Origin of the sequence: Paenibacillus swuensis, assembly GCF_001644605.1 — a bacterium.
Classification (GTDB): Bacteria; Bacillota; Bacilli; order Paenibacillales; family DY6; genus Paenibacillus_N; species Paenibacillus_N swuensis.
Map to the genome: position 1 here is coordinate 4,078,753 of NZ_CP011388.1, position 25,011 is coordinate 4,103,763.

The 25,011-nt window shown below is 49.7% G+C and carries 22 protein-coding genes; 8 read left to right on the plus strand and 14 right to left on the minus strand.

Annotated elements, in window-relative coordinates; genetic code table 11:
* Positions 1 to 215: 215 nt before the first annotated feature.
* The 7 genes from SY83_RS18215 to leuC form a co-directional block, all read right to left on the minus strand.
* On the minus strand, positions 216 to 3,893 hold the full coding sequence (locus SY83_RS18215) for a dynamin family protein (RefSeq protein WP_068609117.1): 3,678 nt from the start codon (positions 3,891 to 3,893) through the stop codon (positions 216 to 218).
* A gap of 63 nt (positions 3,894 to 3,956) precedes the next feature.
* Positions 3,957 to 4,229, minus strand: a complete 273-nt coding sequence (locus SY83_RS18220; RefSeq protein WP_068609118.1) for an NAD/NADP transhydrogenase alpha subunit — start codon at positions 4,227 to 4,229, stop codon at positions 3,957 to 3,959.
* Between the two features lie 59 nt (positions 4,230 to 4,288).
* Positions 4,289 to 4,933, minus strand: a complete 645-nt coding sequence (gene nth, locus SY83_RS18225) for an endonuclease III (RefSeq protein ID WP_068609120.1) — start codon at positions 4,931 to 4,933, stop codon at positions 4,289 to 4,291.
* Between the two features lie 271 nt (positions 4,934 to 5,204).
* Entirely contained in the window at positions 5,205 to 5,750 is a 546-nt protein-coding gene (locus SY83_RS18230) for a GerMN domain-containing protein (protein WP_068609122.1), read from the minus strand.
* 16 nt (positions 5,751 to 5,766) lie between these two features.
* Positions 5,767 to 7,185 carry an N-acetylmuramoyl-L-alanine amidase family protein gene (locus SY83_RS18235; protein WP_068609124.1) on the minus strand — a complete coding sequence of 473 codons (1,419 nt, stop codon included), beginning with the start codon at positions 7,183 to 7,185 and terminating at the stop codon, positions 5,767 to 5,769.
* 237 nt (positions 7,186 to 7,422) lie between these two features.
* Complete coding sequence (gene leuD / locus SY83_RS18240) at positions 7,423 to 8,028, minus strand: 3-isopropylmalate dehydratase small subunit (RefSeq protein ID WP_068609125.1); 606 nt, start codon at positions 8,026 to 8,028, stop codon at positions 7,423 to 7,425.
* 29 nt (positions 8,029 to 8,057) lie between these two features.
* Positions 8,058 to 9,479: a 3-isopropylmalate dehydratase large subunit gene (gene leuC, locus SY83_RS18245; protein ID WP_068609127.1), complete on the minus strand. Its 1,422-nt coding sequence runs from the start codon at positions 9,477 to 9,479 to the stop codon at positions 8,058 to 8,060.
* A 134-nt stretch (positions 9,480 to 9,613) separates the two neighbouring features.
* Between leuC and SY83_RS18250 the strand changes: the two genes are divergently transcribed.
* On the plus strand, positions 9,614 to 10,549 hold the full coding sequence (locus SY83_RS18250) for a LysR family transcriptional regulator (protein WP_068609129.1): 936 nt from the start codon (positions 9,614 to 9,616) through the stop codon (positions 10,547 to 10,549).
* Here SY83_RS18250 and SY83_RS18255 read toward each other — a convergent pair.
* Entirely contained in the window at positions 10,546 to 11,352 is an 807-nt protein-coding gene (locus SY83_RS18255; protein ID WP_068609131.1) for a carbon-nitrogen family hydrolase, read from the minus strand. The two genes, SY83_RS18250 and SY83_RS18255, sit on opposite strands and share 4 nt — an antisense overlap.
* Positions 11,353 to 11,506: 154 nt before the next feature.
* On the opposite strand from SY83_RS18255, the gene SY83_RS18260 reads away from it, so the two are divergent.
* From SY83_RS18260 to mtnB, 7 genes are all read left to right on the plus strand, one after another.
* On the plus strand, positions 11,507 to 12,694 hold the full coding sequence (locus tag SY83_RS18260) for a pyridoxal phosphate-dependent aminotransferase (RefSeq protein ID WP_068609133.1): 1,188 nt from the start codon (positions 11,507 to 11,509) through the stop codon (positions 12,692 to 12,694).
* A 409-nt stretch (positions 12,695 to 13,103) separates the two neighbouring features.
* On the plus strand, positions 13,104 to 14,201 hold the full coding sequence (proB, locus tag SY83_RS18265) for a glutamate 5-kinase (RefSeq protein ID WP_407944597.1): 1,098 nt from the start codon (positions 13,104 to 13,106) through the stop codon (positions 14,199 to 14,201).
* A gap of 22 nt (positions 14,202 to 14,223) precedes the next feature.
* Positions 14,224 to 15,471, plus strand: coding sequence for a glutamate-5-semialdehyde dehydrogenase (locus SY83_RS18270; protein ID WP_068609136.1), 1,248 nt, complete (start codon positions 14,224 to 14,226; stop codon positions 15,469 to 15,471).
* Positions 15,472 to 15,493: 22 nt separating this feature from the next.
* Positions 15,494 to 16,345 carry a pyrroline-5-carboxylate reductase gene (gene proC, locus SY83_RS18275; protein ID WP_068609138.1) on the plus strand — a complete coding sequence of 284 codons (852 nt, stop codon included), beginning with the start codon at positions 15,494 to 15,496 and terminating at the stop codon, positions 16,343 to 16,345.
* 3 nt (positions 16,346 to 16,348) lie between these two features.
* Positions 16,349 to 17,617, plus strand: coding sequence for a 2,3-diketo-5-methylthiopentyl-1-phosphate enolase (locus tag SY83_RS18280; RefSeq protein ID WP_068609139.1), 1,269 nt, complete (start codon positions 16,349 to 16,351; stop codon positions 17,615 to 17,617).
* A gap of 1 nt (position 17,618) precedes the next feature.
* On the plus strand, positions 17,619 to 18,329 hold the full coding sequence (locus SY83_RS18285) for a 2-hydroxy-3-keto-5-methylthiopentenyl-1-phosphate phosphatase (protein WP_068609141.1): 711 nt from the start codon (positions 17,619 to 17,621) through the stop codon (positions 18,327 to 18,329).
* Positions 18,330 to 18,353: 24 nt separating this feature from the next.
* Complete coding sequence (mtnB, locus tag SY83_RS18290) at positions 18,354 to 18,998, plus strand: methylthioribulose 1-phosphate dehydratase (RefSeq protein ID WP_068609144.1); 645 nt, start codon at positions 18,354 to 18,356, stop codon at positions 18,996 to 18,998.
* 93 nt (positions 18,999 to 19,091) lie between these two features.
* Here the strand turns inward: mtnB and SY83_RS18295 are convergent, their stop codons facing one another.
* The 6 genes from SY83_RS18295 to SY83_RS18320 all read right to left on the minus strand — a co-directional run bounded on the left by SY83_RS18295 (position 19,092) and on the right by SY83_RS18320 (position 24,971).
* Positions 19,092 to 20,363, minus strand: coding sequence for a molybdopterin-dependent oxidoreductase (locus SY83_RS18295; RefSeq protein WP_068609146.1), 1,272 nt, complete (start codon positions 20,361 to 20,363; stop codon positions 19,092 to 19,094).
* Between the two features lie 137 nt (positions 20,364 to 20,500).
* The gene (locus tag SY83_RS18300; protein WP_068609149.1) at positions 20,501 to 20,725 is read right to left on the minus strand and encodes a hypothetical protein; all 225 of its coding nucleotides are present in this window, start codon (positions 20,723 to 20,725) and stop codon (positions 20,501 to 20,503) included.
* Between the two features lie 86 nt (positions 20,726 to 20,811).
* Positions 20,812 to 21,507, minus strand: a complete 696-nt coding sequence (locus SY83_RS18305) for a DnaD domain-containing protein (protein ID WP_068609151.1) — start codon at positions 21,505 to 21,507, stop codon at positions 20,812 to 20,814.
* 24 nt (positions 21,508 to 21,531) lie between these two features.
* Positions 21,532 to 22,827 carry an asparagine--tRNA ligase gene (asnS, locus tag SY83_RS18310; protein ID WP_068609153.1) on the minus strand — a complete coding sequence of 432 codons (1,296 nt, stop codon included), beginning with the start codon at positions 22,825 to 22,827 and terminating at the stop codon, positions 21,532 to 21,534.
* 66 nt (positions 22,828 to 22,893) lie between these two features.
* A complete protein-coding gene (locus SY83_RS18315) occupies positions 22,894 to 24,102 on the minus strand; it encodes an acetate/propionate family kinase (protein ID WP_068609155.1) in 1,209 nt (402 codons plus the stop codon).
* On the minus strand, positions 24,099 to 24,971 hold the full coding sequence (locus tag SY83_RS18320) for a 3-hydroxyacyl-CoA dehydrogenase family protein (RefSeq protein WP_068609157.1): 873 nt from the start codon (positions 24,969 to 24,971) through the stop codon (positions 24,099 to 24,101). Before SY83_RS18320 ends, SY83_RS18315 begins: the two co-directional genes overlap by 4 nt.
* Positions 24,972 to 25,011 lie beyond the last annotated feature (40 nt).

Here is a 25,011-nt window from a genome sequence, read left to right on the forward strand (position 1 = left end):
TTTATGAATATTAGCACCATAGAATTTATCCTTCAATCAGTGGAATAACGCATATTTCCTCATATAACCACCTCTGCCTTCATAAGGAGGAACTAATCCTCTGAAATCACTTAAATCATCGAAAATCATTCCATTTGTTACCTGTACGAAAAAAAGCCCTTTCTCCACGGGAATTCCCGTATTTGAGAAAAGGCTAATGTCTGCTAAAAAGAGGCTTATAAAGGTTTACTTAAGGCGATAAGTTCCCGATGTCTCGACAGAATGTCAGGCAGATCGAGCTTCATCTCTAAAGATTCCTGCATACCTTGAGCATATTCGTTCCACTCTCTAAGCTGTTGTTCCGCCAAAGAGGCAATCGTGCGCTGTAGCTGACCGTGATATGCATCCATCAGCAAGAGTTGATGACGCTCCGTGAACGCATCTAACATGCTCATCAGAATGGTTTCCAACTCCGCCTTCAACCGTTCCTTGCCCGCACCCTCAAAAAATTGTTTGGCATTACGGAAGTGCTCAAGGAGAACCTTCTCAACGTCGGGTGAATCCGGTAAAGACTCCTCCACAGCAGGCGTAGCAAATGCCTGTGGGGCATAGGGTTCCGCATGGAAGCCTTCCATCTGTTGTTCCAGCAGCCTTGCAAACTCCGTATACAACCCTTCCGCTTCCCGGTTCAGGAAGTTTTCAATTCGTAACGTCGTTGCTAACACTTCCTGTGACAAATCATAAGAGATCGAGCGCGACAGCTCCTTCCAGGAAGCGCGCAACGCCTGTTTGCGGTCCCTGCCGTCATCCTGCAGGGACGCCGGATTAAACGCGGCGTTATAGAAGCCGCCGAAGCGGAAGACGGCCCGTTGCTTCACATAGTGAAGCAATTCGCCGACTTCCTGGCGCAGCTCGCGTTCCCGCGAACGGCCGCTGAGTTCCGCCAGCAGCCGCTCGCCTCCCGCCCGCGCCTCGCTCAGCGCGGCGAGCTTGCTCTGGCGCGCATCGTCACCTATGCGCGCATCGTCCAGCCATTGGCCGAGCCGCGTCGCGCCGCGACGAATCTCGGCCTCGGCCGCGCCGACGGCGAGCGACGCCAGCTCGCCGAACGCGAAGGCATAGAACGCGCGCTCGAACGCGGATAAGCCGGAGCGGCTGATGAGGCTCTCGTCATCAGCCGTCTTCGCCTGCACGCCAAGCTTGCTCGACAGCGGGAAGATCCGCGGCTTACGGATCCCGTACTGCAGGAGATTGTCTTTCACGTGCGTGACAACACCCGTGAGTTCCTCTTGGGAAGCGGCCAAGTCAGCCGCGTTGACGATAAAGAACATTTTGTCCAGCTCAAAGCTTTCTTTCACCCTACCCAGCTGCAGCAGGAATTCACGGTCCGCTTGGGAGAACGCATGGTTGTAATAGGTCACAAACAGAATCGCGTCCGCGTTCTTGATATAGTTGAAGGCAACCCCAGTATGCCTTGCATTAATGGAATCCGCTCCCGGTGTATCCACCAGCACGATCCCTTGGCGGGTTAGAGCGCAATCATAATGTAGCTCAATCCACTCCACGAAGCAGGATTGCTCCTCTAGCGCCACATAGGCCTCGAAATCGGGAAGAGTCTCGGTACGCAACTCCATGCCCAACTGCTTCTCCGCAGCTTGCCAGCCCCGTTCCACAGCCTTTAAGAAGGCATAATGAGGCTTACCTCTCGGTGTAAGTCGATCCGGTGTCAGGCGGGCAATCGTTCTCAACCAATCTTGTGTATCCGAAGCCTGATATCCCAGCGTTTCCAAAGAGAAGCGAACGTCATCCAATACAGCCTCTCTGGTTTTTAGCTTTACTTTAGCTGTACCATGAGGGAAACCGACTACTGGCGGAACAATCTTGTTAATGGCGGCTGTTGTCGGATTGGGGGATACCGGCAATACCCTTTCTCCGACTAGCGCATTTGCGAAGGAAGACTTTCCTGCGGAGAAAGCTCCGAATAAAGCAATCGTGAAGCGATTATCACGCAGCTGTGCCGATTTCTCCCTCATGGAACGAGCAAGAGAACCCATGGAGGTGATCCCGTCGATCAGTTCGCCCGCCCGATTCAGTTTCTGTACTGTCTCGTCCAGACGTTCACGGATCTGGGTTTGATCGGTCGCGTCGTCGGTTCGGTCTGCTATTCCCGTGTCAGCCGCTACAGTGAAATCTACGGGAGCTGCTTGTGTACCGCCAGTAACCGCTTCTTTCCATGAATCCGCTCCAGTCTGCTGTGCCTTCTTCATAAACAATCCGAGATCCGGCAGTGTAAGCACATTCATGGACGGGGTCGGATGGAGCCGGTTATCATCTAACAAGGTCTTCACATACGCTTGCTCCCGCTTTTCTAAATCATGCAATCTTTGGTACGCTTCCAGTTGAGTTCTTAGGGAATCCAAACGAAGCCTCTCCGCCTTTAATTCCGCTTCCACGTGATCCTCGGTATGCCGGATAAGATGTTCCAGAATCTCCATCCCGGCTTTGCGATACACACCCTTCATATCGTCGCTAAGCTTCCGCGAATAAGTCATCGTATACTCCGAAGTAAAGCTTGCGCCGGTTTGGATCAAGTCCGCCAGCTTGGCTACAGTTACTTCGTCCCGCGCTTCATCCAACAATGTTAGGTAATCTTCATAAGCTACCGACGCCTCTTCGCTGCTTTTCCGAAGCCAGTCTCTCATATGCCAATCCACATTCGCTGTGACCTGCTTCAACACATCCTGATAAAACGCGTTTTCTCTGCGTTCCTTCTCGGAAGCCGTCTTTCCGCTTGCAAAAAACAGTCCTGTCTTAAACCCCGGCTTTCGGCTTTCTAAATAGGCTTCGGCTAACTCACGAGTGGATGCAGGCGTCAAGTTAGCATTATCCAAAATCAATGACATTTCTCTCTTCCATCGCTGTCCCATTTGTGAAGGCTGTTGTGCTAGTTCATTTAACTGAAACTCAGCCTTCTCGACCGCCTTCATCTCGGCCTTTGCCTCCGAAAGATTGCCGACCTCAAGCAGTAACCGTTGTTTTAAACCAATATTACGCGATTCAAGCAGCTTCCCGTGCTCGCCGATCAGATGCGCAGCGGACCGCTCCATACTAAACATCCTCAACTGTTCACCTTTTGTCTTCAATTCCTCTAGTAGCCACACCAACCTCTCCCAGTCGTTATGCATATGGCTAAGGTCTCGCAATGAAGTAAACAGAATGCCGTTCGGATGGATGTTCCAGCCGGCAAACGCTTCTTCCACACTTTTTATGTAGTCTTCGAATCGGAGTTCGTCTTCCGAGTGCTTGTCAATTTGATTCACAATTAAATAAAGAGGTTTTCCCCAATCCTGTAACTGCTTTGTAAACTCGAAATTCACCTCGGACTGAACATGGTTGTAATCCATAACGTAGAATACAACATCGGCCAAGTGCAAGGCGGACTCTGTCGCCAGCTTATGGGCATCGTCTGTGGAGTCAATTCCCGGCGTGTCGAGAAACATCATGCGTTCTCCGAGCAATGGGACCGGATAATGAATCTCAACGGCTTCGATATCCTCCCCATTCTTGCAATAAGATTCCAATTGTTCCAACGGAACAGAATGGACTATGGAACCGTAGCCTGTTGTATGCCGTCTTACCTGTGCTTCCGCCTCGCCACTGCGGATGGTGACCAGATTCGCGCTTGTTGGAATAGGCGAAGAGGGCAGTAATTCAGCACCGCATAACCGGTTCACCATCGTCGATTTCCCTGCGGAGAAGTGACCGCAAAACGCCACAGCCAAAGGCTCGCTATTCAATTTATGTAATAATTGCTCTATTTTGTCCGCATGTACGCGATCGTCCGCGTCTAGCATTACCCGCTGCAATTGGATCAGAGATTGTTGCAGGGGAGTTGTCGTTAACTGTGCCGCCATATGTCGATATCCTCCCGAAATGAATCAAAAATGAACAAAAAAAAGAACCGATAGACTCGGTCTTTAGTTTAACACATTTTCTTTTTCGGGAATAAGAATTTCGAACAAATTCCCGTGTTGCAGAATCGTGATATCGGAATCCTTTACTTTCATAACTACTACTTCAAGCTTCGAACGCATACGCTCCAAATAATTTTCAGGCACTTCGCCGGATTCGGTTACCGTGATGCCTTCCATGACTTTCTCTTCATTCTCTTCCAGTTTGGTATTAAGAATTTCTTCAAACAAGTCGGAGAATACTTCAAAGTTGCTTGTGTATACAGATACGCATTTCATATTAATCCCATCCTTCTGATTCTATAGTTTTAAATCCGCTATTTCTAATCATTTCTAAATTAGCGCTTTTTCATTCGTTTCTGTCCTTCACGACACATCGGAAGCAAAGGGCAGATTTCACATTGCGGGTTCTGAGCCTTGCAGTGATATCTTCCGAAGAAAATAAGACGATGATGCGTTAAAGTCCATTCCTCACGAGGAACTTGCTTCATCAGCTTACGTTCAACTTCAAGTACGGAATCTTTCCAATTCGCCAGCGCTAATCGTTTGGAAACACGTTCAACATGAGTATCCACAGCGATAGCGGGTTCATCAAACGCGTTGGATACGACTACATTCGCCGTCTTGCGTCCTACGCCCGGAAGCTCTACCAAGCGTTCATGCTCTCTGGGAATTTCACCATTATAACGTTCTAGAAGAATTCGGCATAGTTGTTGAATATTTTTGGCTTTGTTACGGAATAACCCAATGCGTCTGATGTCCATCTCTAGTTCTTCCAAGGGGACAGCGATATAATCTTCGGGTTTCTTATACTTGTGAAATAAATCTGCAGTCACCTTGTTCACCGTTTCATCTGTGCATTGTGCAGAAAGCAGCACAGCGATCGTCAGTTCAAAAGGGTTCTCGTGCCGCAGCTCACAATGAGCGTCCGGAAACATGGTGCCAATAGTGTCCAGCACATGCCGGACTTGTGTTCGATTCATGGCTTAACGGACCCCACTTCGACAAGAACGTTAATGCTTTCTAATTGCTTAAAAAACATTCGAAACCCAGTGTAACCAATCTGGAAACATTAATCAATCTGTTCCTGAATGTTTTTGCGAACTTTTTAAGAACAATTGCCGGAGAAGAACAACTTGTAATTCAGTTTCCATAAAAAAACCGCCTAGCCCAGTGGTTGTCCACAAAGGCTTAGACGGTATGTTTTCGAAAAAGTTACAAAAAAAGCATGTCCAATTGTTACTAAATATTTTTTTATTTTCTCATGATCGGCTGTTGTAAATCAACATGGCCCAACAACGTTTCGACCGCTTTTCCTTCTTTCAGTAACGAAATCGACGTAACTTCATTGAACTGAAAAAGGGTTTTTTGAAGAGACTGGATCGCTAATTGCTCTCCGGGTGCTCCGAGTCCCGCGAAGTCCTCCCCCATTCTAAGGTCAATCGTTAATTGTCCGTTCTCAAACTTGGTAATCGAGAACTCCACATCTCTCCACAAAGCGAAATCAGCGGATTGATCCGATTGTTTCAACGTGTTAAGTGCGGCAAGATATTTATCCTTCTCAGACTTAAAGGTAATGTTACTGTCGCGCTCTACAAGCTCCAGAATCTCATCATCCGTATAATAGGATTTAATCGTTAATTCTGTATTTTTCGCATTGGGAGAAGTGGTCTGGCTACCGCTTACAGCCTTATTGTTTGAATCGGCTGATGCGCTGTTTTCATTCGCCGGCTTGTCCCCGCATGCTGTCAACAATAGGGTGCTAAGAGACAACGCTATACCTAGGTTTCGCTTGTTCATTGGACATCCCTACCTTCTATAGTTTGTAGTACTCTTTAATGGATTTAACAATTGCCGCCGCGCAACGTTGTTGATATTCTTCGTTGAACATCTTGCTTTCATCCGAGGAGGATGACAAGAACCCAAGCTCCAACAATACAGACGGCATCTTGGTCTCGCGTACAACGTGGAAATTTTCTACGCGCACCTTACGATCTTTAATATTGGTAGCGGAAAGTAGATTCTTATGAACAATGTTCGCGAATTCAGCTGAATTCTTATGCAAGTAATATGTCTCTAGTCCATTGGCGGAACTCCCTTTGAGGCTGTTTCCGTGAATGGAAATAAATAAATCCGCATTGACATTGTTCGCCAAACTGCTGCGATCGCTCAATGAAGGATAGGTATCTCCGGTCCGTGTCATGACTACTTCAATCTTCGATTCCTTCAACAACAGTACGTTCACCTTCGATGCGACCGCCAGGGTAAAGTCCTTTTCCCTGCGTCCGTTAATACTCGGGGCGCCGGGATCGGTTCCGCCGTGACCCGCATCGATGATCACCTTATACCGGGCATCAGCCGGCGGGCTTACAACGCTTGTCAAGGAAATCAGCACCTGCTGCAAATTGCTGTCATACGTAACCGAATACCCCGAAGCACTCTTCAAATCTACCACGACGCGGATTGTCTGATCTTCGCTGGAGAAGAGCGAATACCTTACTTTAGAAATTACCGGGTGATCCGCAAGCATCTCGCCGGACAGCGGCGCTAGCTGAACTCCGGAAGTATTCTGTTGAAAGAAATCCGGCATGAAATCCGCCGCAGGCAAATCGACAACAATCCGATCAGGAGAAGTTAACAGGAAGGAAGTCGGTGACAAAGCACCATCGGTTTGAATCACTACGGAATCATCCTGCAAATAGATGGAATGAATCTTGGCTGTTCCGGCTTCCGGATTGGCAGGCTCTCCCGGTTCCACGGGCTCAACGCCTTCTCCTTCTCCAGTTTCAGGAGGCGCAGGTTCAACAGTCACAGGCTTGGACAACATCACCGAACGATTCGGTTGGTCCCAGTACACATCCAACCCCATACTTTGTCCGATGAAGCGTAATGGTAACAGCAGTGAACCCTTGTCCGCTACCGGCGCAGTAGGAAGCGTGACAGCTTGTCCGTTGAGAGTTGCCCCCTTCTTACCGATATTCAGAATGATTTCAAGACTTTCATTGTAAATACTCACGGTATTCGCGCTCTTGTTCCAGATCACGTCAGAGCCGAGTTCTTCCCCGACGACGCGAACAGGAACCAGAACCGAATTATTCACGACTTTAGGCGGAACGTTCGATTGAAGCTCTGTACCGTCCAAGTACAATTTGATTGGCGTGTTTGCGCCGGCCATGACAGGCATCAGCATAAACAGCATGGACATAAAGAAAAATACAGCAACTACTTTTTTCATGATGCACCTCTTCTTCCTGTTTGGTAGGTCACTGTCCCTTCTGACTTGAGTAGTGTTTCGAATCTGCAGATAAAGGGTAAAATTAGACAGTAAAACCATTCTTTCGACTTGTCAGCCTTTTAGTTAGACGTATAGGGATGTAAAAAGTTGCGGAAAATGATAGAAAAAAAGAGTCTTCCCTCTTTCCTGTGATCAGGTTAGGAGATAGACTCTTTTTTTGTTACTGAACTACGAAAGTTATTTATAGGCCAATCGAGATTGATGCTGTTCTTCATATGCCGTAATTGCATCCGTGTGTTGCAGAGTAAGACCGATATCATCCAGACCTTGCAGCAGGAATTGACGGCGATGCTCATCCAAGTCAAACGGAATTTCAAGACCTAGGCTGTCTGTCAGCTTCTTGCCTTCCAAATCTACCGTCAATTGGTAGCCTGGATTTGCCGAAGTCCGCTGGAATAATTCTTCCACTTGCGCTTCCGAGAGTTTAATTGGGAGGATCCCGTTTTTAAAGCAATTGTTATAGAAAATATCCGCATAAGACGGAGCGATAATGACTTTAAAGCCGTAATCGAGAATAGCCCACGGCGCGTGTTCTCGCGAAGATCCGCAACCGAAGTTGGCTCGCGAAAGCAGAACGGATGCGCCCTGATATCGTTCCTTGTTCGGTTCAAAGTCAGGGTTTACATTCCCCTCTTCATCAAATCGCCATTCATAAAACAGAAACTGTCCGAACCCGGTACGCTCAATCCGTTTCAAGAACTGCTTCGGTATAATGGCATCTGTATCCACATTCACCCGGTCTACGGGTGCGGCTAATCCTGTATATTGCTTAAATGGTTCCATCTGTGCAGCCCCTCTCCCTCTATCCGGCCTTATGCCGTAACCTCAGTTTTAAATTCCCATTCACGCACATCGACGAATCTGCCGTGGATGGCTGCAGCGGCGGCCATTGCCGGTGAGACGAGATGCGTGCGTCCTCCGCGCCCCTGACGACCTTCAAAGTTCCGGTTCGAGGTGGATGCACAACGCTGACCTGGCGTCAGTACGTCGGGATTCATGGCAAGGCACATGGAACAACCGGCGTCACGCCATTCAAAACCCGCTTCGATGAACACTTGATCCAGGCCTTCCTTCTCCGCTTGCAGTTTCACGCGGCCGGAGCCGGGTACAACCATCGCCTGAACGCTCGGGTTAACTTTATGCCCTTTGGCAACAGCTGCCGCTGCGCGTAAATCTTCGATACGTCCGTTTGTACAAGAGCCGATAAACACAACATCAATCGAGAGCTCCGTCATCGGAACGCCTGGTGTTAACCCCATATATTCAATGGCTTTCTCAGCGGCTTTACGCTCGTTCTCTGTAGTAAAGGATGCAGGATCCGGTACATCGGCGGTAACATCTGTACCCATACCCGGACTAGTTCCCCAGGTCACTTGAGGTACGAGTTTCTCGGCATCAAATTCGATAACGGTATCGTATACCGCGCCTTCATCCGTGTTCAGCTGTTTCCAATCCTCAACGGCTTGTTCGAATGCCTCGCCTTGCGGAACATATTCGCGACCGCGTAAATAGTCGAAAGTCGTTGCGTCCGGCGCAATTAGTCCCGCTCTGGCTCCGCCCTCAATGGACATGTTGCAAACCGTCATTCGTTCTTCCATAGTCAGACTGCGAATCGCTTCGCCTGTGTACTCAATAACATAGCCTGTCGCGAAATCCGTGCCGTATTGTGCGATGACGCCCAGTATTAAGTCCTTCGCGGTAATGCCTGGCTTCAGAGCGCCGTTAATGCGCACTTCCATCGTCTTCGCTTTGGATTGTTGCAGACATTGCGTAGCCAACACATGCTCTACTTCACTCGTGCCGATCCCAAATGCCAACGCGCCGAAAGCGCCGTGTGTAGACGTATGGCTGTCGCCGCAAACGATGGTCTTACCCGGATGAGTTAATCCGATTTCGGGACCCATCACGTGCACGACACCTTGATCAATGTGATTCAGATCGAACAGTGTTACACCGAAATCCGCACAGTTCTGTGCGAGTGTGTCAATCTGTTGCTTGGAAATCGGGTCTGTGATGTTAAAGCGGTCTTTCGTGGGCACGTTGTGATCCATCGTAGCGAACGTCAAATCCGGACGGCGTACTTTGCGACCTGTCAGACGGAGACCTTCAAACGCTTGCGGCGAAGTCACCTCATGCACCAATTGAAGATCAATATAGATAATGCTCGGTTTGCCTTCTTCCTGATGGATAACGTGTCTGTTCCAAATTTTCTCGAATAATGTTTGTGCTGACATCTTCATCACCTCATGTAAAGTGATACGCTCACTTTAAAATTATTAAACTTAATGTAACATTCCTTTCTTCATTGATCCAAGATATAATATCTATAAGCATGATAGGTATTAACTATAATATTGCGAGGTGCATCATGGAATTTCGCCAACTACAGTATGTCATTCAAATTGCCGCCGAAAAAAACTTTTCCCGCGCCGCCGAGAAACTGCATATCGCCCAACCTTCCCTGAGCCAACAACTTTCCAAACTGGAGAAAGAAATCGGCGTGCTTCTCTTTAGAAGGAGCACTAACTCCGTAGAACTTACCCACGCCGGTGCAGCATTCGTGGAACAAGCGCAAAAAATCATAGATGCCGCCGAGCAGCTTAAACTTGCGATGGCGGACATTTCGAATATGCGCAAAGGCAAGCTCGTAGTCGGTTCGCTGCCGATTACAGGTTCTCACATTTTGCCGCTGGTATTGCCCGTGTTCGCACGTAAATACCCCAATATCGAGATTGCTCTTGTCGAGGATACAACCAACAATCTGGAAGCCCTCACTTCCGCCGGCAAAACGGATTTATCGCTTTTGACCTTACCATTGCTTGAACAATCATTGACATACCAAACCTTGATCCAGGAAGAAATATGTTTAGCGGTACCCCATTCCCATCCCTTGGCCGAAATCGCGAATAGGCTGCCCGTGGATGTAAGCAGCCTTAAAGATGAACCGTTTATCGTTCTGAAAAGAGGTCAAGGCTTCCGCCAAATCACACTGGATCTCTGTGAAGAAGCCGGATTCTCTCCCCGTGTGGTGTTTGAAAGCAGCAATATCGAAACCGTGCAATCCCTGGTTGCCGCCGGAATGGGCGTTGGTTTCGTGCCTCATATGATGACACGTTCCCAGAGCGGCGATTTCATCCCCGCGTACCTGAGATTAGCAAGCCGAAACGGCTCAGCCCCCTCCAGAACGCTGGTTATCGCCTCACGTAAAGGACGTTATCTGTCCAAGGCGGCCGAGGCGTTCATCGCAACCCTGATGGATGTCATGAAAGAATACGAAACAGATCGGTTAGGAGGGAACCCTTAATACAGCGTAGGACGGCGATCTTCAAAGACGGGAATCCGCGCGCGTACTTCATCGACTAATGAAACATCAATGGAGGCGCGAATAATCGCCTCCTCTTCTCCGCCTTCCGCAATGACTTCGCCCCATGGATCAATGATCATGGAATGTCCAAAGAACGCGGTTGTTCCGCTGACCCCGACGCGATTACAGGCAATAACGTACATCTGATTTTCAATAGCTCTCGCGGTCAACAATGTTCTCCAGTGATGCAGACGGGGGTGCGGCCATTCCGCGGGAACAAATACCAGCTTCGCACCGCCCAAAGCCAGTTTGCGCGACAGCTCGGGGAAACGAATGTCATAGCAAATCATCGCTCCTGCCTGCACACCTTCAACTTCGAACGTTCCCTCCTTTTCGCCGGCTGTCAGATACTTTTCTTCTTCCATTAATCGGAACAGATGAATTTTGGAATAATCCGCGATCCGCTTCCCTTTTCGATCAAATCCGTACACTCTGTTCTTTACATCTTCCCCGTCCGTATCCGCTACGGAACCCGCGATGATATTCACGTTATGCTTCAGGCAAAATGCGGAGATTAGCTTTGACGTCTGCTCTCCGTCTCGGTCCGCCAAATCATGAATCCGATCTAAAGCATACCCCGTGTTCCACATCTCGGGCAGGACGATCACATCCGGCATAACAGCTCCCGAGACGGCCTCCTCCAGCAATTGCCCTGCTCTCTTAATATTCAATTCCGGTTCACCAATGGCAATATCCATTTGCAGCAACGCAATTTGTAATCTTTGTTCAGTCAACGACATCATTCCCCCTGTGTGCAACCTGATACTTTCTATCTTAAACTGTTGACGCCTCATGTCAATAAACAAGCGGCCCAGCAAGAGATAAGGCTCTATACTTTGCCGGTTTTTCATGATACATTGATTCTAATATTTTGCCAAGAAAACGGAGTGAACCTATATGAATACTTCCCATTTTCCCATCTCGCCTGCCAAACGCATGCAGCACTTGCCTTCGCAATTTTTTGCGGGTCTGGTTCGTAAAGCCAACGCTCAGATTGCGCAAGGTCATGATGTGATTAACCTGGGTCAAGGCAATCCGGATATGCCTACCCCTTCGCATATCGTAAGCAAGCTGCAGGAAGCTGCCACGAATCCTCTTTACCACAAATATCCCCCGTTCAGCGGATACAGCTTTCTGAAGGAAGCCATCGCCTCTCGATATAAGGCTGATTACAATGTGGATCTCGATCCGGAGACCGAAGTCGCTATCTTGTTCGGAGGAAAGACTGGTCTCGTTGAAATCAGTCAATGCTTGTTGGATCCGGGAGATGTTTGCTTAGTTCCCGATCCGGGATATCCGGATTATTGGTCCGGTGTCGCTCTTTCCGGAGCCGAAATGGTAACGATGCCGCTCAAGGCAGATCATGCCTTCCTTCCGGACTATTCAGCGTTGTCCGTGTCCGCGTTGGAACGGGCCAAGCTCATGTTCATCAATTACCCGAACAACCCTACAGGGGCGGTCGCGGACCGCGGCTTTTATGAAGAGACAGTACGCTTCGCGGAAAAGAACGGTATCGTTGTGGCCAGTGATTTCGCGTACGGCGCAATCGGCTTTGACGGACACCGCCCCGTATCGTTTCTGGAAACGCCGGGCGCGAAGGAAGTGGGCGTGGAATTCTACACGCTTTCAAAAACCTACAACATGGCCGGTTGGCGCGTCGGCTTCGCGCTGGGCAACAAAGAAGTGATCCGGTTGATCAATCTGATGCAGGATCACTACTATGTTTCGCTGTTCGGCGGCATTCAAGCCGCCGCAGCGGAAGCGTTGACCGCTTCGCAAGTCTGCGTGACGGAGCTGGTCGGGGTGTACGAACAGCGCCGGAACGCGCTGTACGGTGCGCTCGGACGCATCGGCTGGGATGCCAAGCCGTCGCCGGGTTCGTTCTTCACGTGGTTGCCCGTGCCAAACGGGCATACCTCCGTGTCCTTCGCCGATCTGCTGCTGCAGGAGGCGAAGGTGGTTGTGGCGCCGGGCGTAGGCTTCGGGGCGCATGGCGAGGGCTATGTGCGCGTAGGGCTGCTTGCGCCTGAAGCGCGTCTCGAGGAAGCCGCCGAACGGATCGGCAGGCTGGGTCTTTTCGGCTGAAGCATCAGCCAAAAGCTGTCTTTACAAACAATACCAGCCGTGCTATTCTATTGTACAAATGTGAAACGTATTGACGGGGCCAGTAGATGAGACCGGCATGCTGCAGAGAGTAAATTTCCGGTACGCCGGGCTGAAATAATTTACCTTGCCTCTCCTTGAAACCTACCCCTGAACGGTCAACGGAAGTTGAACAGCGCCTCCTGTTACGAGGCTCCAAGTTGGATGACCCTGCCCTGCGTAACAGGAGTCATCAATGAAGGTGGTACCGCGGAAGCAACAGACTTTCGTCCTTTGATTAAGGACGAGGGTCTTTTTTGTGTACGCGGATCCTTTATTTCCTGTAAAGATGCGTTCGGCGTTATATTTCAGCAAGACCCATAAGGCCAAGTTAAAGAAGGAGAGGATGAACATGCGCCTCATTGTCGTAAAGATCGGAAGCTCCTCCCTGACCTCGGATGAGGGAGGATTGAATCGCGAACGCATCGGATTTTTCGCCGACGAAATTACCTCGCTGATACGTTCAGGAGCCCATGTGCTGCTCGTGACATCCGGCGCGGTAGCCGCCGGCTTCCGGGCCATCGGTTACACAACTAGACCGAAAGCTCTGCACGAGAAGCAAGCAGCGGCAGCGGTCGGTCAAGCGCTCCTGATGCAGGCTTACAATCAGGCTTTCGGCTTACATAATATCCCCACTGCCCAGATTTTACTGACTCGCTATGATTTCTCTAACCGCCGCAGCGTTCACAATGCCCAGATGACGATCGATGAATTGCTGCGCCGGGGCGTTGTTCCCATCATTAATGAGAACGATACGGTTTCGGTGGATGAACTCAAGTTCGGCGATAATGATACCCTGTCCGCACTCGTTGCCAACCTCTGCAAGGCGCAGCAGCTTGATATAATTACGGACACGGACGGCTTGTATACCGCGGACCCGAGGCATCATTCCGATGCCCGGCGATTGGACCGGATCGATGCGGTAACCGATGAGATTTTTCGGATTGCCGGCGGCGCGGGTTCTTCTGTCGGAACCGGCGGCATGCGCTCCAAGGTGGAAGCCGCGCGAATTGCTATGCGCGGAGGTGTACCGGTATTTATAGGACGTGTGACGGAGCCGGGAGATTTACGAGCTGCAGTGGCGGGAACCGGGAAAGGGACGTATTTCGAGACACGTCAGCATAGCCTTTCTATGAAGAAGCAGTGGCTCGGTTTTCATTCCCTGCCCAAGGGTACCGTGCTTGTGGACAGCGGAGCCGAAGCCGCGCTTCGATCCGGCGGGAAAAGCTTGCTCCCCGTAGGCATATGTGAAGTGGAGGGTGATTTTCACCCGGGCGACGTCATTGAAGTCATCAACGGCGAACGCTATCCCATCGGCCGCGGTGTATCCAATTATACTTCCGCACAAATCAGGGCGGTTGCAGGGTTGTCCACCGATGAGGTACAGAAACGGGTCGACGTTCAACGGATTGAAGTGATTCACAGAGATGAGTGGGTAACGCTGAATTAATATTTTGGAGGAGGACATAAAGATGAGCGAAGTTAGGGAGAAAGCAACTTTGGCCAAGCAAGCGGCCGCTGTATTAAACAATGTGACAACGGACCAGAAGAATGACGCCTTGGTGCGCATGGCGGAGCGTTTGGTGGCAGACACGGCAGCCATTATTGCCGCGAACGAACTCGATCTGCAGCGTGGACGCGATCAAGGGATGAGTGTTTCCTTGCAAGACCGGCTGGCTCTCACCCCTGGACGTATCGAATCTATGGCGCAAGCGTTACGGGATATCGCCCAGTTGCCGGATCCGATTGGCGATGAACTGGATTCATTTTCACGTCCGAACGGGATCCGGATTCAGAAGATTCGCGTACCGATTGGCGTGGTAGGCATGATCTATGAGGCGCGTCCGAATGTGACCGTGGACGCCTCCGCCTTGTGCCTCAAGACGGGCAACGCCGTCGTGCTGCGCGGCGGCTCCGCGGCGCTACACACGAACGCCCGCGTCGTAGAGTCGCTGCACGCCGCGCTCCGCGGTTCCGCCGTGCCGGCCGATGCGCTTCAGCTCATCGAGAACGCCGACCGTTCCTCGGTCGACGAGATGCTGAAGCTGAACGGCCTGCTCGACGTCGTCATCCCGCGCGGCGGCCAGTCGCTGATCACGAACGTCGTGATGAACGCCACGGTGCCGGTCATTGAGACCGGCGCGGGCGTATGCCACACGTTCGTGGATGCCTCGGCGTTGCCGGCGATGGCGGAGTCCATCGCCGTCAACGCCAAAGCGCAGCGTCCATCGGTGTGTAACGCGATGGAGACGCTGCTTGTGCACGCCGCCTACGGCGAGGGCGATTTCGCCCGCCTGGCGGAAGCTTTGCGCGCCGCGGGCGTCGAAATCCGCGGCTGCGCGGAGACGGTCCGCCGGCTGCCGTGGGCGTTGCCGGCGACCGCGGAAGATTGGGGCACAGAGTACAACGACTACGTTGTGTCTCTGCGCATCGTGTCAGGGCTGGATGAAGCGCTTGCGCACATCCGCCAGTACGGCACGATGCATTCGGAATGCATCGTGACCGAAGATCACGCGAACGCTGAGCGTTTCCTGCAGGAAGTGGATGCGGCTGCTGTCTATCATAACGCCTCCACCCGTTTCACCGACGGATTCGAATTCGGATTCGGCGCGGAGATCGGCATTTCCACCCAAAAGCTGCATGCCCGCGGCCCGATGGGTCTGCCTGCCCTGACATCCACGAAATATCGAATTTACGGCAACGGCCAGATCCGAAACTAACCTAATCACGGAGGAACCAGCGATGAGTGCATCCATTATAGAGAAACGCATTGCCTTTTACGGAGCAGGCTCCATTGCGGAGGCATTGGTACGCGGCCTGCTGGCCAAGCAGAAAGCATGGCCGGGCAACCTGTCCCTGCTTAACCGCGGCGGCAAATCGGAACGATTGCAAAATTTAAGAACAACCTACGGGGTGCGCGTGAGCGGCAATCCTGAAAGCAAACAACGTTTCGTGCAAGAAGCCGATCTGATCGTTCTGGCGGTTAAACCGGTGGATTGCGAGACGGCATTGCTGGAGTTAAAGCCTTTATTAAATGAAAATCAGATGATTGTTTCTGTTGTGGCGGGTTTAACGATTGAAACCATTGAGGGTATACTTGAAATGTCTATGCCTGTTGTGCGTACGATGCCGAATACATCCAGTACAATCGGTTTTGGCGCAACCGGCATCGCCTTCTCGGAACGTGTGACGGACCATCAGCAACAGACGGCACTGGAAATGTTTGAATCCATCGGTACCGTAACGGTTGTGGAAGAATCGCTGCTGAACGTGGTGACAGGCGTTTCCGGGTCAGGCCCAGCTTACGTATATTTCCTCATGGAGCAATTAACAGCGGCTGGCGTGCAAGGCGGCATGGATGAGGAAACAGCTCGCACTCTCACCGTACAGACTTTTTTGGGAGCCGCCCAAATGGTACAATTAACGGGTGAGGATCCTGCAGACCTGCGCAGAAAAGTCACCTCTCCGAACGGAACTACTCAGGCAGCGCTTGATGTTCTGGCCGAATATCGGTTTGCGGAAGGCTTTAACCGCGCTGTATTGCGAGCAAGTGAGAGAGCCGCGGAGATGGGGGCAACGATTGGGAGGAAATAAAAGTTGAATGAGTATTGTTTAGCGGTATATCGCACATATGATGACAAGGCTGATTTTGCCAAAAAAGCGCAAGGTATCGCCATAGGTTTAACCGTAGGAAGCTGGACGGATCTGCCGGAAGCGCAAAAAGCCACGATGGAGAAGCATCTGGGTCAAGTGGTTTCTGTAGATGTATATGAACGCCCCGGAGAGGATCGTTACGCTGACATTGCCATTGCTTACCCGGACGTAAATTTTAGCCGGGACCTTCCCGCTCTCCTTGTTACCGTATTTGGCAAATTATCAATGGACGGACGCATCAAGCTGATCGATCTTAGATTCAGCAACACTTTTCTTGGAGCGTTTCCCGGGCCTAAGTTCGGCCTAGCCGGTGTTCGAGAGCTGCTAAACGTTAAGGACAGACCTCTGTTGATGAGTATTTTCAAAAGTGTGATCGGCCACGATCTTCAAGGGTTAAAGGATCAGTTCTATCAACAGGCTTTAGGCGGCGTGGATTTAATCAAGGATGATGAAATTCTGTTTGAAAATCCGCTTACCCCGTTGGAGCGGCGGGTGGAAGTCTGCATGGAGGCCGCGCGTAAAGCAGAGGCCGAGACAGGTCAGAAATTGCTGTACGCCGTTAATTTGACAGGTCCCACTTCCTCCCTGGCCTCTCAAGCGAAGAAAGCTATTCAAGCAGGTGCCAACGCATTGTTATTCAATGTATTAGCCTATGGCTTTGATACATTGCACGAATTGGCGGCGGACCCTGAAATTTCGGTTCCGATTGCAGCGCATCCCGCTATGGCCGGCGCGATGTATCCTTCGCCGCACTACGGGATCGCACCGAGCGTCCTTCTCGGAAAGCTGATGCGCTTGGCCGGGGCGGATTTGGTCCTGTTCCCTTCTCCTTATGGCTCCGTAGTTATGCCTAAGGAAGAGAATATGGCAATTAAGCATGCATTGCTTACCGAGAACCTGATTCAAGATTATGTGTATGCCAACCATGAACTTTCTCAGGCGGACTTACAGCTTAAACCTTCGGTTCCTGTACCGTCCGCAGGCATTCATCCAGGTCTGGTTCCTTGGATATTACGTGACTTCGGTCCAGATGTGGTTGTTAACGCAGGCGGCGGGATTCACGGTCACCCGATGGGGACGGCGGCCGGCGGCAGAGCTTTCAAACAGGCCATAGATGCTGCGTTGTCCGGCGAAACTTTGGAAAATTACGCACATCAACACCAATATGCGGAGCTTTCCGCAGCTATTCAAGCTTGGGGGGTTAAGCAATAAGATGAGCAACTTAGATATCACAACACATGTAACCTCAGTAGAAGCAGGCTCTAAAGCACCTGTATTATTCTGTGACTTTGACGGGACCATCACCGAAAATGATAACATTATTGCAATCATGGAGCACTTTCAACCTGAAGGTTGGAAAGAGCTGGTTGAGCAATTGACGGCAAAGCAAATTTCACTCCAGCAATGCGTAGGTTCCATGTTTCGGTTATTTCCTTCTACCATGCGTGACGAGGTTGCTGACTTCGCCATCGCCAACGCCCGGATTCGCGAAGGCTTCGAGGAGCTTCTAACCTTTTGCGGAGAGCAACAAATACCTTTCTTGGTTACATCCGGAGGGATTGATTTCTTCCTGCAACCGATTCTAAAGCCCTTCGAAGGCCGGATTGACCGAATATATTGCAATGGAAGTAACTTTAGCGGAGAACAGATGGAAATCACCTGGCCTTATGCTTGTGATGAGCACTGTGCGAACGGAGCTTGCGGGATGTGCAAAACTTCGATTATTCGCGGCTTTGATGCGGACAAGCACTATCGGATTCTGATTGGCGACAGCATATCGGATTTCGAAGGCGCCAAAATTGCGGATCTGGTATTCTCTCGTTCACATCTTACCGAACTTTGCGAGGAACTTGAACTGCCGCATATTCCGTTTACCACCTTTCACGATGTGCTTCGACATTTAAAGCCGGCTGTGACTCGTTAAGTTTAAAGAAAGGAGTATCACCTAATGAATCATACCTCCATAACTTTGGAACAGAAGCAATTTGCATATTCCCAATTGACAGAAGTCAAGACGTTATTCGCAAACCGCGGTTGGTTTCCGGGTACCAGCGGCAACTTATCTGTTCGTGTCGGGGATTACACCCCTCAAGATTTTACCTTTGCGGTGACCGCCAGCGGTAAAGATAAATCCGTGAATACGCCAGAGGACTATTTACTTGTGGACCAAACCGGCAAACCCGTTGAAGCAACCCATCTGAAGCCTTCGGCGGAAACTTCCATTCATTGTGAAATTTATCGTTTAACGGGTTGCGGTGCGATTTTTCATGTGCATACCGTGTTTAACAGCCTAGTCTCCGAATTATTCTGGGAGCGCGGGAGCATCCCCGTAGACGGTGTTGAGCTAATCAAAGCATTTAATATCTGGGATGAAGACGCGCAGATCGACATTCCGATCGTTCCTAATTATACGAATGTACCGACGATTGTGCCTCTGCTTGAAGGCTCGATCCAACCTCGGATTCCCGGCATTATGCTTCGAAAACACGGGATTTACGCTTGGGGCGCGAACGCGTTTGAAGCAAAGCGTCACTTGGAAGCTTTCGAATTCCTGTTCGAGTATGTATATCGTTGGTACTTGCTGAAGAAATGACAGTTCACGCCCAGATGAATGAAACGTTCTGATATTTCCCCAAAAAAACCTGTTCAATCGACCGAATGGCCGAAATGAACAGGTTTTATTTGTTTAAGCGTTGACCCAAGCATCATTATCATACCCGCGCTCTTCCCAATATCCGATATGCGGTTCCGCGATCAATTCTATGGATTGAAGCCACTTCACCGATTTATAGGCGTACATCTGGGGAACAACCAGTCGCACCGGTCCCCCGTAATCGGCGCCGATCGGTTTACCGTCATGTAACACCGCCACGATTACATCTTCCATTCGGGCTTGTTCCAAGCTTAGCGCATCGGTATACACCCCGTCACCGGAATAAAACTTGACGAATCTCGCTTCTGATTTAACGCCTGCTGCTTTCAGCAATTGATGTAATGGTATGCCTTCCCACGTATTACTGTACACAGACCACCCGGTCACACAATGAAAATCGCTGACCTGTACCTCGCGTTTCAATGCCAGAAAGGCGTTCCAATCGAGTTCCATGGGCTTGTCGACCAAACCTCCGACAGTAAATTTCCAATCGTCTGATGTAAATGAGGGGATCGGCGTTACAGTATACACGCGGAAATCTCCTTTAGCCCCTCCCCCAATCACTGCGGTGGAATCGGGTAATGGTGTCGGTGCGGGAAGCATCCGATTCGCGTCCGTACCTGGCATGGCCGCTGGTTTACCGCTTCCTCCGCCTCCGTTGCCCAAAGAATCTCCCAGCCAACGGATGAAGGAAGGTCCGAAAACCGCTGCAATTCCGGCTCCGATTCCCCACCGCAGGAATACTCTGCGGGAGACTCTCGGCTTTCCTGTTATAGGCGGCAATGGCTTGACTTTGTACTCCTCGTCGTTAATCACTTGCTGCGAAGTTTCCGAAACAATCGTCCGTTTCGCAGGTTCCTTCATCCATCGCATTCTTGTAATCGAGTGGTATAGGATATAAGGAATTCCGACCCAGGTTAACAAGTCATGGATCCAAAGCGCCGTATTGCTCCAAGCCGGAGGGAAATGGCGAAATAACCACAGCACAATGCCGGAAAGAATCCAACCCACCGTGAGTCCCAGCACCAACCCAAGGTTCCATTTCTGTGCGGGTTTCTTTCGGATTTGTTTTACATGCTTGCGGATATAAGGTAAATAGAACAGGATCAATATGACGGAGGCGAGCCCTACCCAAGTGTGAATATTTTTGAGCCAAACCCGTATCATACCCAAATCTCCGCGGATCGCCCCAATCGATAGTACGACACCGGTTAACGCAAGAAGCAACACCGACCAAGCATTCCACCGGTGTAGTTTAACTAACAGCCTTCCCATCGCAGGCTTCCATTGGTTTTTTAAATTCATGACCTTTCCCCCTCTCGTTAGCATTCGTTCTGCATTACATTACCCACAATATAACATGCAAATCTTAAATTCATCTTAACAGCGTATAAAATAAAAAACTGCCTGCAATTGCAGACAGCTCAAATTTTCTCGATTATCTATTCCAAATCCCGTTGATGTCTCGGATGCCGACCGTCTCTCGGATTGGTGTAATCCATATTTTTAAGCCAACTGTCCACATACAGAAATCCGAATACCGGGATTACAGAGGCCATCAAAACATAATACCAAGTATCCGTCTTTAGTCCATAGATCAAACTGAACATTACAAAGCTGGCTACAAACGAAACGAGTGCAATTAAGCCTCTTGCCTTGCCTGACATATTCTTTCACCTCTCTAAACCTCTTCTATAGGAAAAAGGGACATCCACCGTTGGCTTTTGTCCCTTATCCCTATTATAACATATATTTATCTTGTTCCTGAACGAAATTTCTGGGAATACTCCTTGGCTTGTTCGGCTGTAAACACCCGATTACGACTCCATTCCAAGAGAATACGATCAATATATCTGAAGTTGAGCTTACCGGCAAAAACGGATTCTTTCAACGCAGCAGTGATTAACTCTAACGAGTAGCGGTCCAAGTCCAACCAACCGGATATCGTTTCACATTCCATCGGTGACAGAGGCCTGGCAAATTCCCGCTCAAACATGAGAAAGACGTTATCCTCTTTCTTCTTGACCGAAACTGAAGAATCTTCTTGTTTAGGGGAAAGATTCAGCGGCTTCACCTTGGACTGTTCTTCCAGTAACAGTGCAGCGATTCTGGTATAGAGCGCCGTGAAATTATAACGCTCCGACTGAATACCCGATTCCCTGTCGAAATCCTCTTCAATGGTTATAATCCCGCCCATCACCAGCTTCTGAAGCCCTTTAATCACGACTTCACCTGAAGAAGTCATTCTCTGTTGGATATCTTCATGCGTCGGAAAATCCATCATTTCCTTTTCTTTGAACGCAATCATTTGGATTAGTATCATCGCTTCTACATCCGTCAGATTTAACTTCCGGTAATATTTAATCAGCAGATAAGGAACCGAAACGGATCCGCTCATCATCCCCGCAAGCATACCATCCGTCCAGGATTTCTTTGCATCGTTGTTCATTTCCGCACCCCATTCGAAATCACTTTACGGATACAAACGGTTCAATAAGCGAGGGAACGGGATGGTCTCCCTGACGTGATCCAGTCCGCAAATCCAGGCCACGGTACGCTCTAAACCTAAACCAAAGCCGGAATGCGGTACGGTCCCGTATTTACGCAGATCCATGTACCATTGGTAAGCTTCCATCGAGAGTTCATGCTCCTTGAAACGTTCTTCCAGCAGAGCCGGATCATCAATACGTTGAGACCCTCCGATGATTTCACCGTATCCTTCCGGAGCAATCAGGTCTGCGCACATAACCACTTCCGGACGATTCGGATCGGGCTTCATATAGAAGGCTTTAATCTCTGTCGGATAATGGGTGATGAACACAGGCTTATCATAATGCTCCGCAATAGCCGTCTCATGCGGCGCGCCGAAGTCTTCGCCCCATGCGATTTCGTGGCCTTGCTCTTGCAGGAATTGAATCGCTTCGTCATACGTAATTCTTGGGAAGTCACCTTGTACGTTCTGCAATTTCGTAATATCCCGTTCGAGTACCTTCAGTTCTTTGGCGCAGTTCGTCAGGATCGTCTGTACAACATGGGACAGCATCTGCTCTTGCACCTGCAGATTTTCTTCATGTTCAACAAAAGCCATCTCGGGTTCAATCATCCAGAACTCGATTAAATGACGACGTGTCTTGGATTTCTCCGCACGGAACGTAGGACCGAAAGAATACACTTTGCCGAGAGCCATAGCCGCCGCTTCCATATAAAGCTGTCCGCTCTGCGTTAAATACGCATCCTCATCAAAATACTTGGTCGCGAATAAATTCGTCGTACCTTCACAGGAGGAAGGCGTTAAAATCGGCGGATCGACAAGATGGAAGCCTCTGTCGTCAAAAAATTGTTGAATGGCCCTAATAATCTCGGCACGAATGACAAGAACGGCGCGCTGACGCGGTGACCGAATCCATAAATGACGGTGGTCCATCAGATAATCCACACCATGTTCTTTGGGAGTAATCGGATAATCCTGAGTAATATGAATAATTTCGATCCCTTGTATGGTAAGCTCGTACCCGCTCTGACTTCGATCGTCTTCACGGACCGAACCTGTAACCCACAGAGAGCTCTCTTGTGTCAGTTCTTTAGCCGCTTCCCAGATGTCTTCGCCTACTTCGCTCTTGACAACGACGCCTTGAATGAAACCGGAACCGTCACGAAGCTGCAGAAATTGAATCTTGCCGCTGGAACGCTTGTTATGAAGCCAACAGCCGATTCTAACCGTCTGTCCTACATGATGTTTAACTTCTTGGATCGTACTTTTCACGGTCACTGCACAAACCTCTCCCTTATAAACGAATGCTGTGTAATTGTATGATGTGCTTTTCTATTATACAGCCTACTTACCCGCTTCATCAATGAGACGATACGTGTCCCGGGCAATAACCAGCTCTTCATTCGTAGGGATCACCAATACCTGAACTTTGGAATTCGCCGTGGAAATACGACGGTTGTCGCCTGATCGAATCTTGTTCGCTTCTTCATCCATTTCTATTCCTAGGAAGCTTAAGCCTTCGCATACTTTAGCCCGGACATTCGACGCATTCTCGCCAACGCCCGCAGTAAAGACGAGCACGTCTATTCCGTTCATAGCTGCGGCATAACCGCCAATATATTTCCGAATACGGTATTCGTACATCTCGAATGCGAGGGTTGCATTCCGGTCCCCTTCGTTCATGGCCGTTTCGATTTCCCTCATATCGCTGGAGATGCCGCTAATCGCTTGCAAACCGCTATGCTTGTTCAGCATGGAATTGACTTCATTAATCGTTAAATCTTCTTTGCCCATAACAAAAGGTACAATCGCCGGATCCAGATCACCAGAACGGGTACCCATCATTAATCCTTCCAACGGCGTCATACCCATGCTTGTATCAAAAGACTTGCCGTCCAGAATCGCTGTCACGCTGCCTCCGTTACCGATATGACAAGTCACGACTTTCAGCTCCTCCAGAGGGCGTTCCAGAAACTCCGCGGCTTGGCGGCTCACATAAAAATGAGAGGTGCCGTGAAAGCCGTAACGGCGGACTTTATGCTTGGTATAAAGCACGCGGGGAATCGCGTACATATACGACTTGGCGGGCATCGTCTGATGGAACGCCGTATCAAATACCACGGCCTGAGGAACACCCGGCATGTTCAGTTCAACAGCCTCGATACCCATCATGTGAGCCGGGTTATGCAACGGCGCCAAGTCGAACAGGCGCTTGATTTCTTTCTTGACTTCCGGTGTAACAACAACGGAGGAGGAGAACGTTTCGCCGCCATGCACGATGCGGTGACCTACAGCGTCGATTTCATTGATAGAACCTAGGACACCATGTTCCGGGTGTGTCAACATATCGACCACTTTACGGATTGCCGTGCGGTGTTCCAGAATTTCGCTGACTTCCGTAACATCTTGCTTGTCCGTCGGTTCATGTACAAGTATTGCCGAATCCATACCGATTCGCTCTACGCGGCCTTTAGCCAGAACAGACTCATCCGTCATATCGTACAGTTGATATTTAAGCGAGGAGCTCCCCGCGTTAATGACTAGAACTTTCATACTCTATCACCATCCTTATCGTAGCGGAAAAAGCCTTCGCCCGTTTTTACGCCAAGATGTCCGGCACGAACCATTTTCTTCAGCATCACCGAAGGACGGTACTTGATGTCCCCGTATTCCCTGAACATACGCTCCAGGGCGGCCAGCACGGAATCCAAGCCGAAACGGTCACACATTTCAAGAGGGCCGTACTTAAAGTCGTAACCGATTCGCATCGCGGCGTCGATATCTTCCGCGGAGGCAACCCCTTCTTGCAACGTATGTAAAGCTTCATTAATTAACGTACAAATCAACCGTGTCGTTACGAATCCAGGGGATTCATAGACCATAACGCTTTTCTTCGAAATGGTTTCTTCAACGAAATGCTTCGTTGCCGTAAAAGCCGCCTCGGATGTCTTTAATCCGCGGATGATTTCAACGAGATCGATTTTGGAAACAGGATGAATAAAGTGAAGTCCGATGACTCGTTCAGGTCTTGTCGTAACGCCTGCCAGTTCTGTTAAACTTAATGTAGATGTATTACTTGCGAGTATAATATTCGGTCCGCAGATCGTATCCAGTTCGCGGAAAATGTCCTTCTTGGCATCCAAGTCTTCTGTAATCGTTTCTATGACAAGATCGCAATCGCTAAGATCCGCGAATTGATCTACTTTATGAATTTTGGCCATAATGAGCTTCTTTTCGGTTCCCGTAATCGCCCATTTCTCCATTTGCTTATCCAAGCTCAATTCAATCATATCAAAAGCATTGTGCAGCTTTTCCTTCGTCTTTTCAGCTAACAGCACATCCAGGCCTTTGCGCGCCAACATCTCCGCAATCCCTTGCCCCATTGTACCGCCGCCGATCACGCCGATTTTTTTAAAACTCATGTTTGGCTCCATCCTTTTTGTCTTTGTCTCTGTGTTTGAT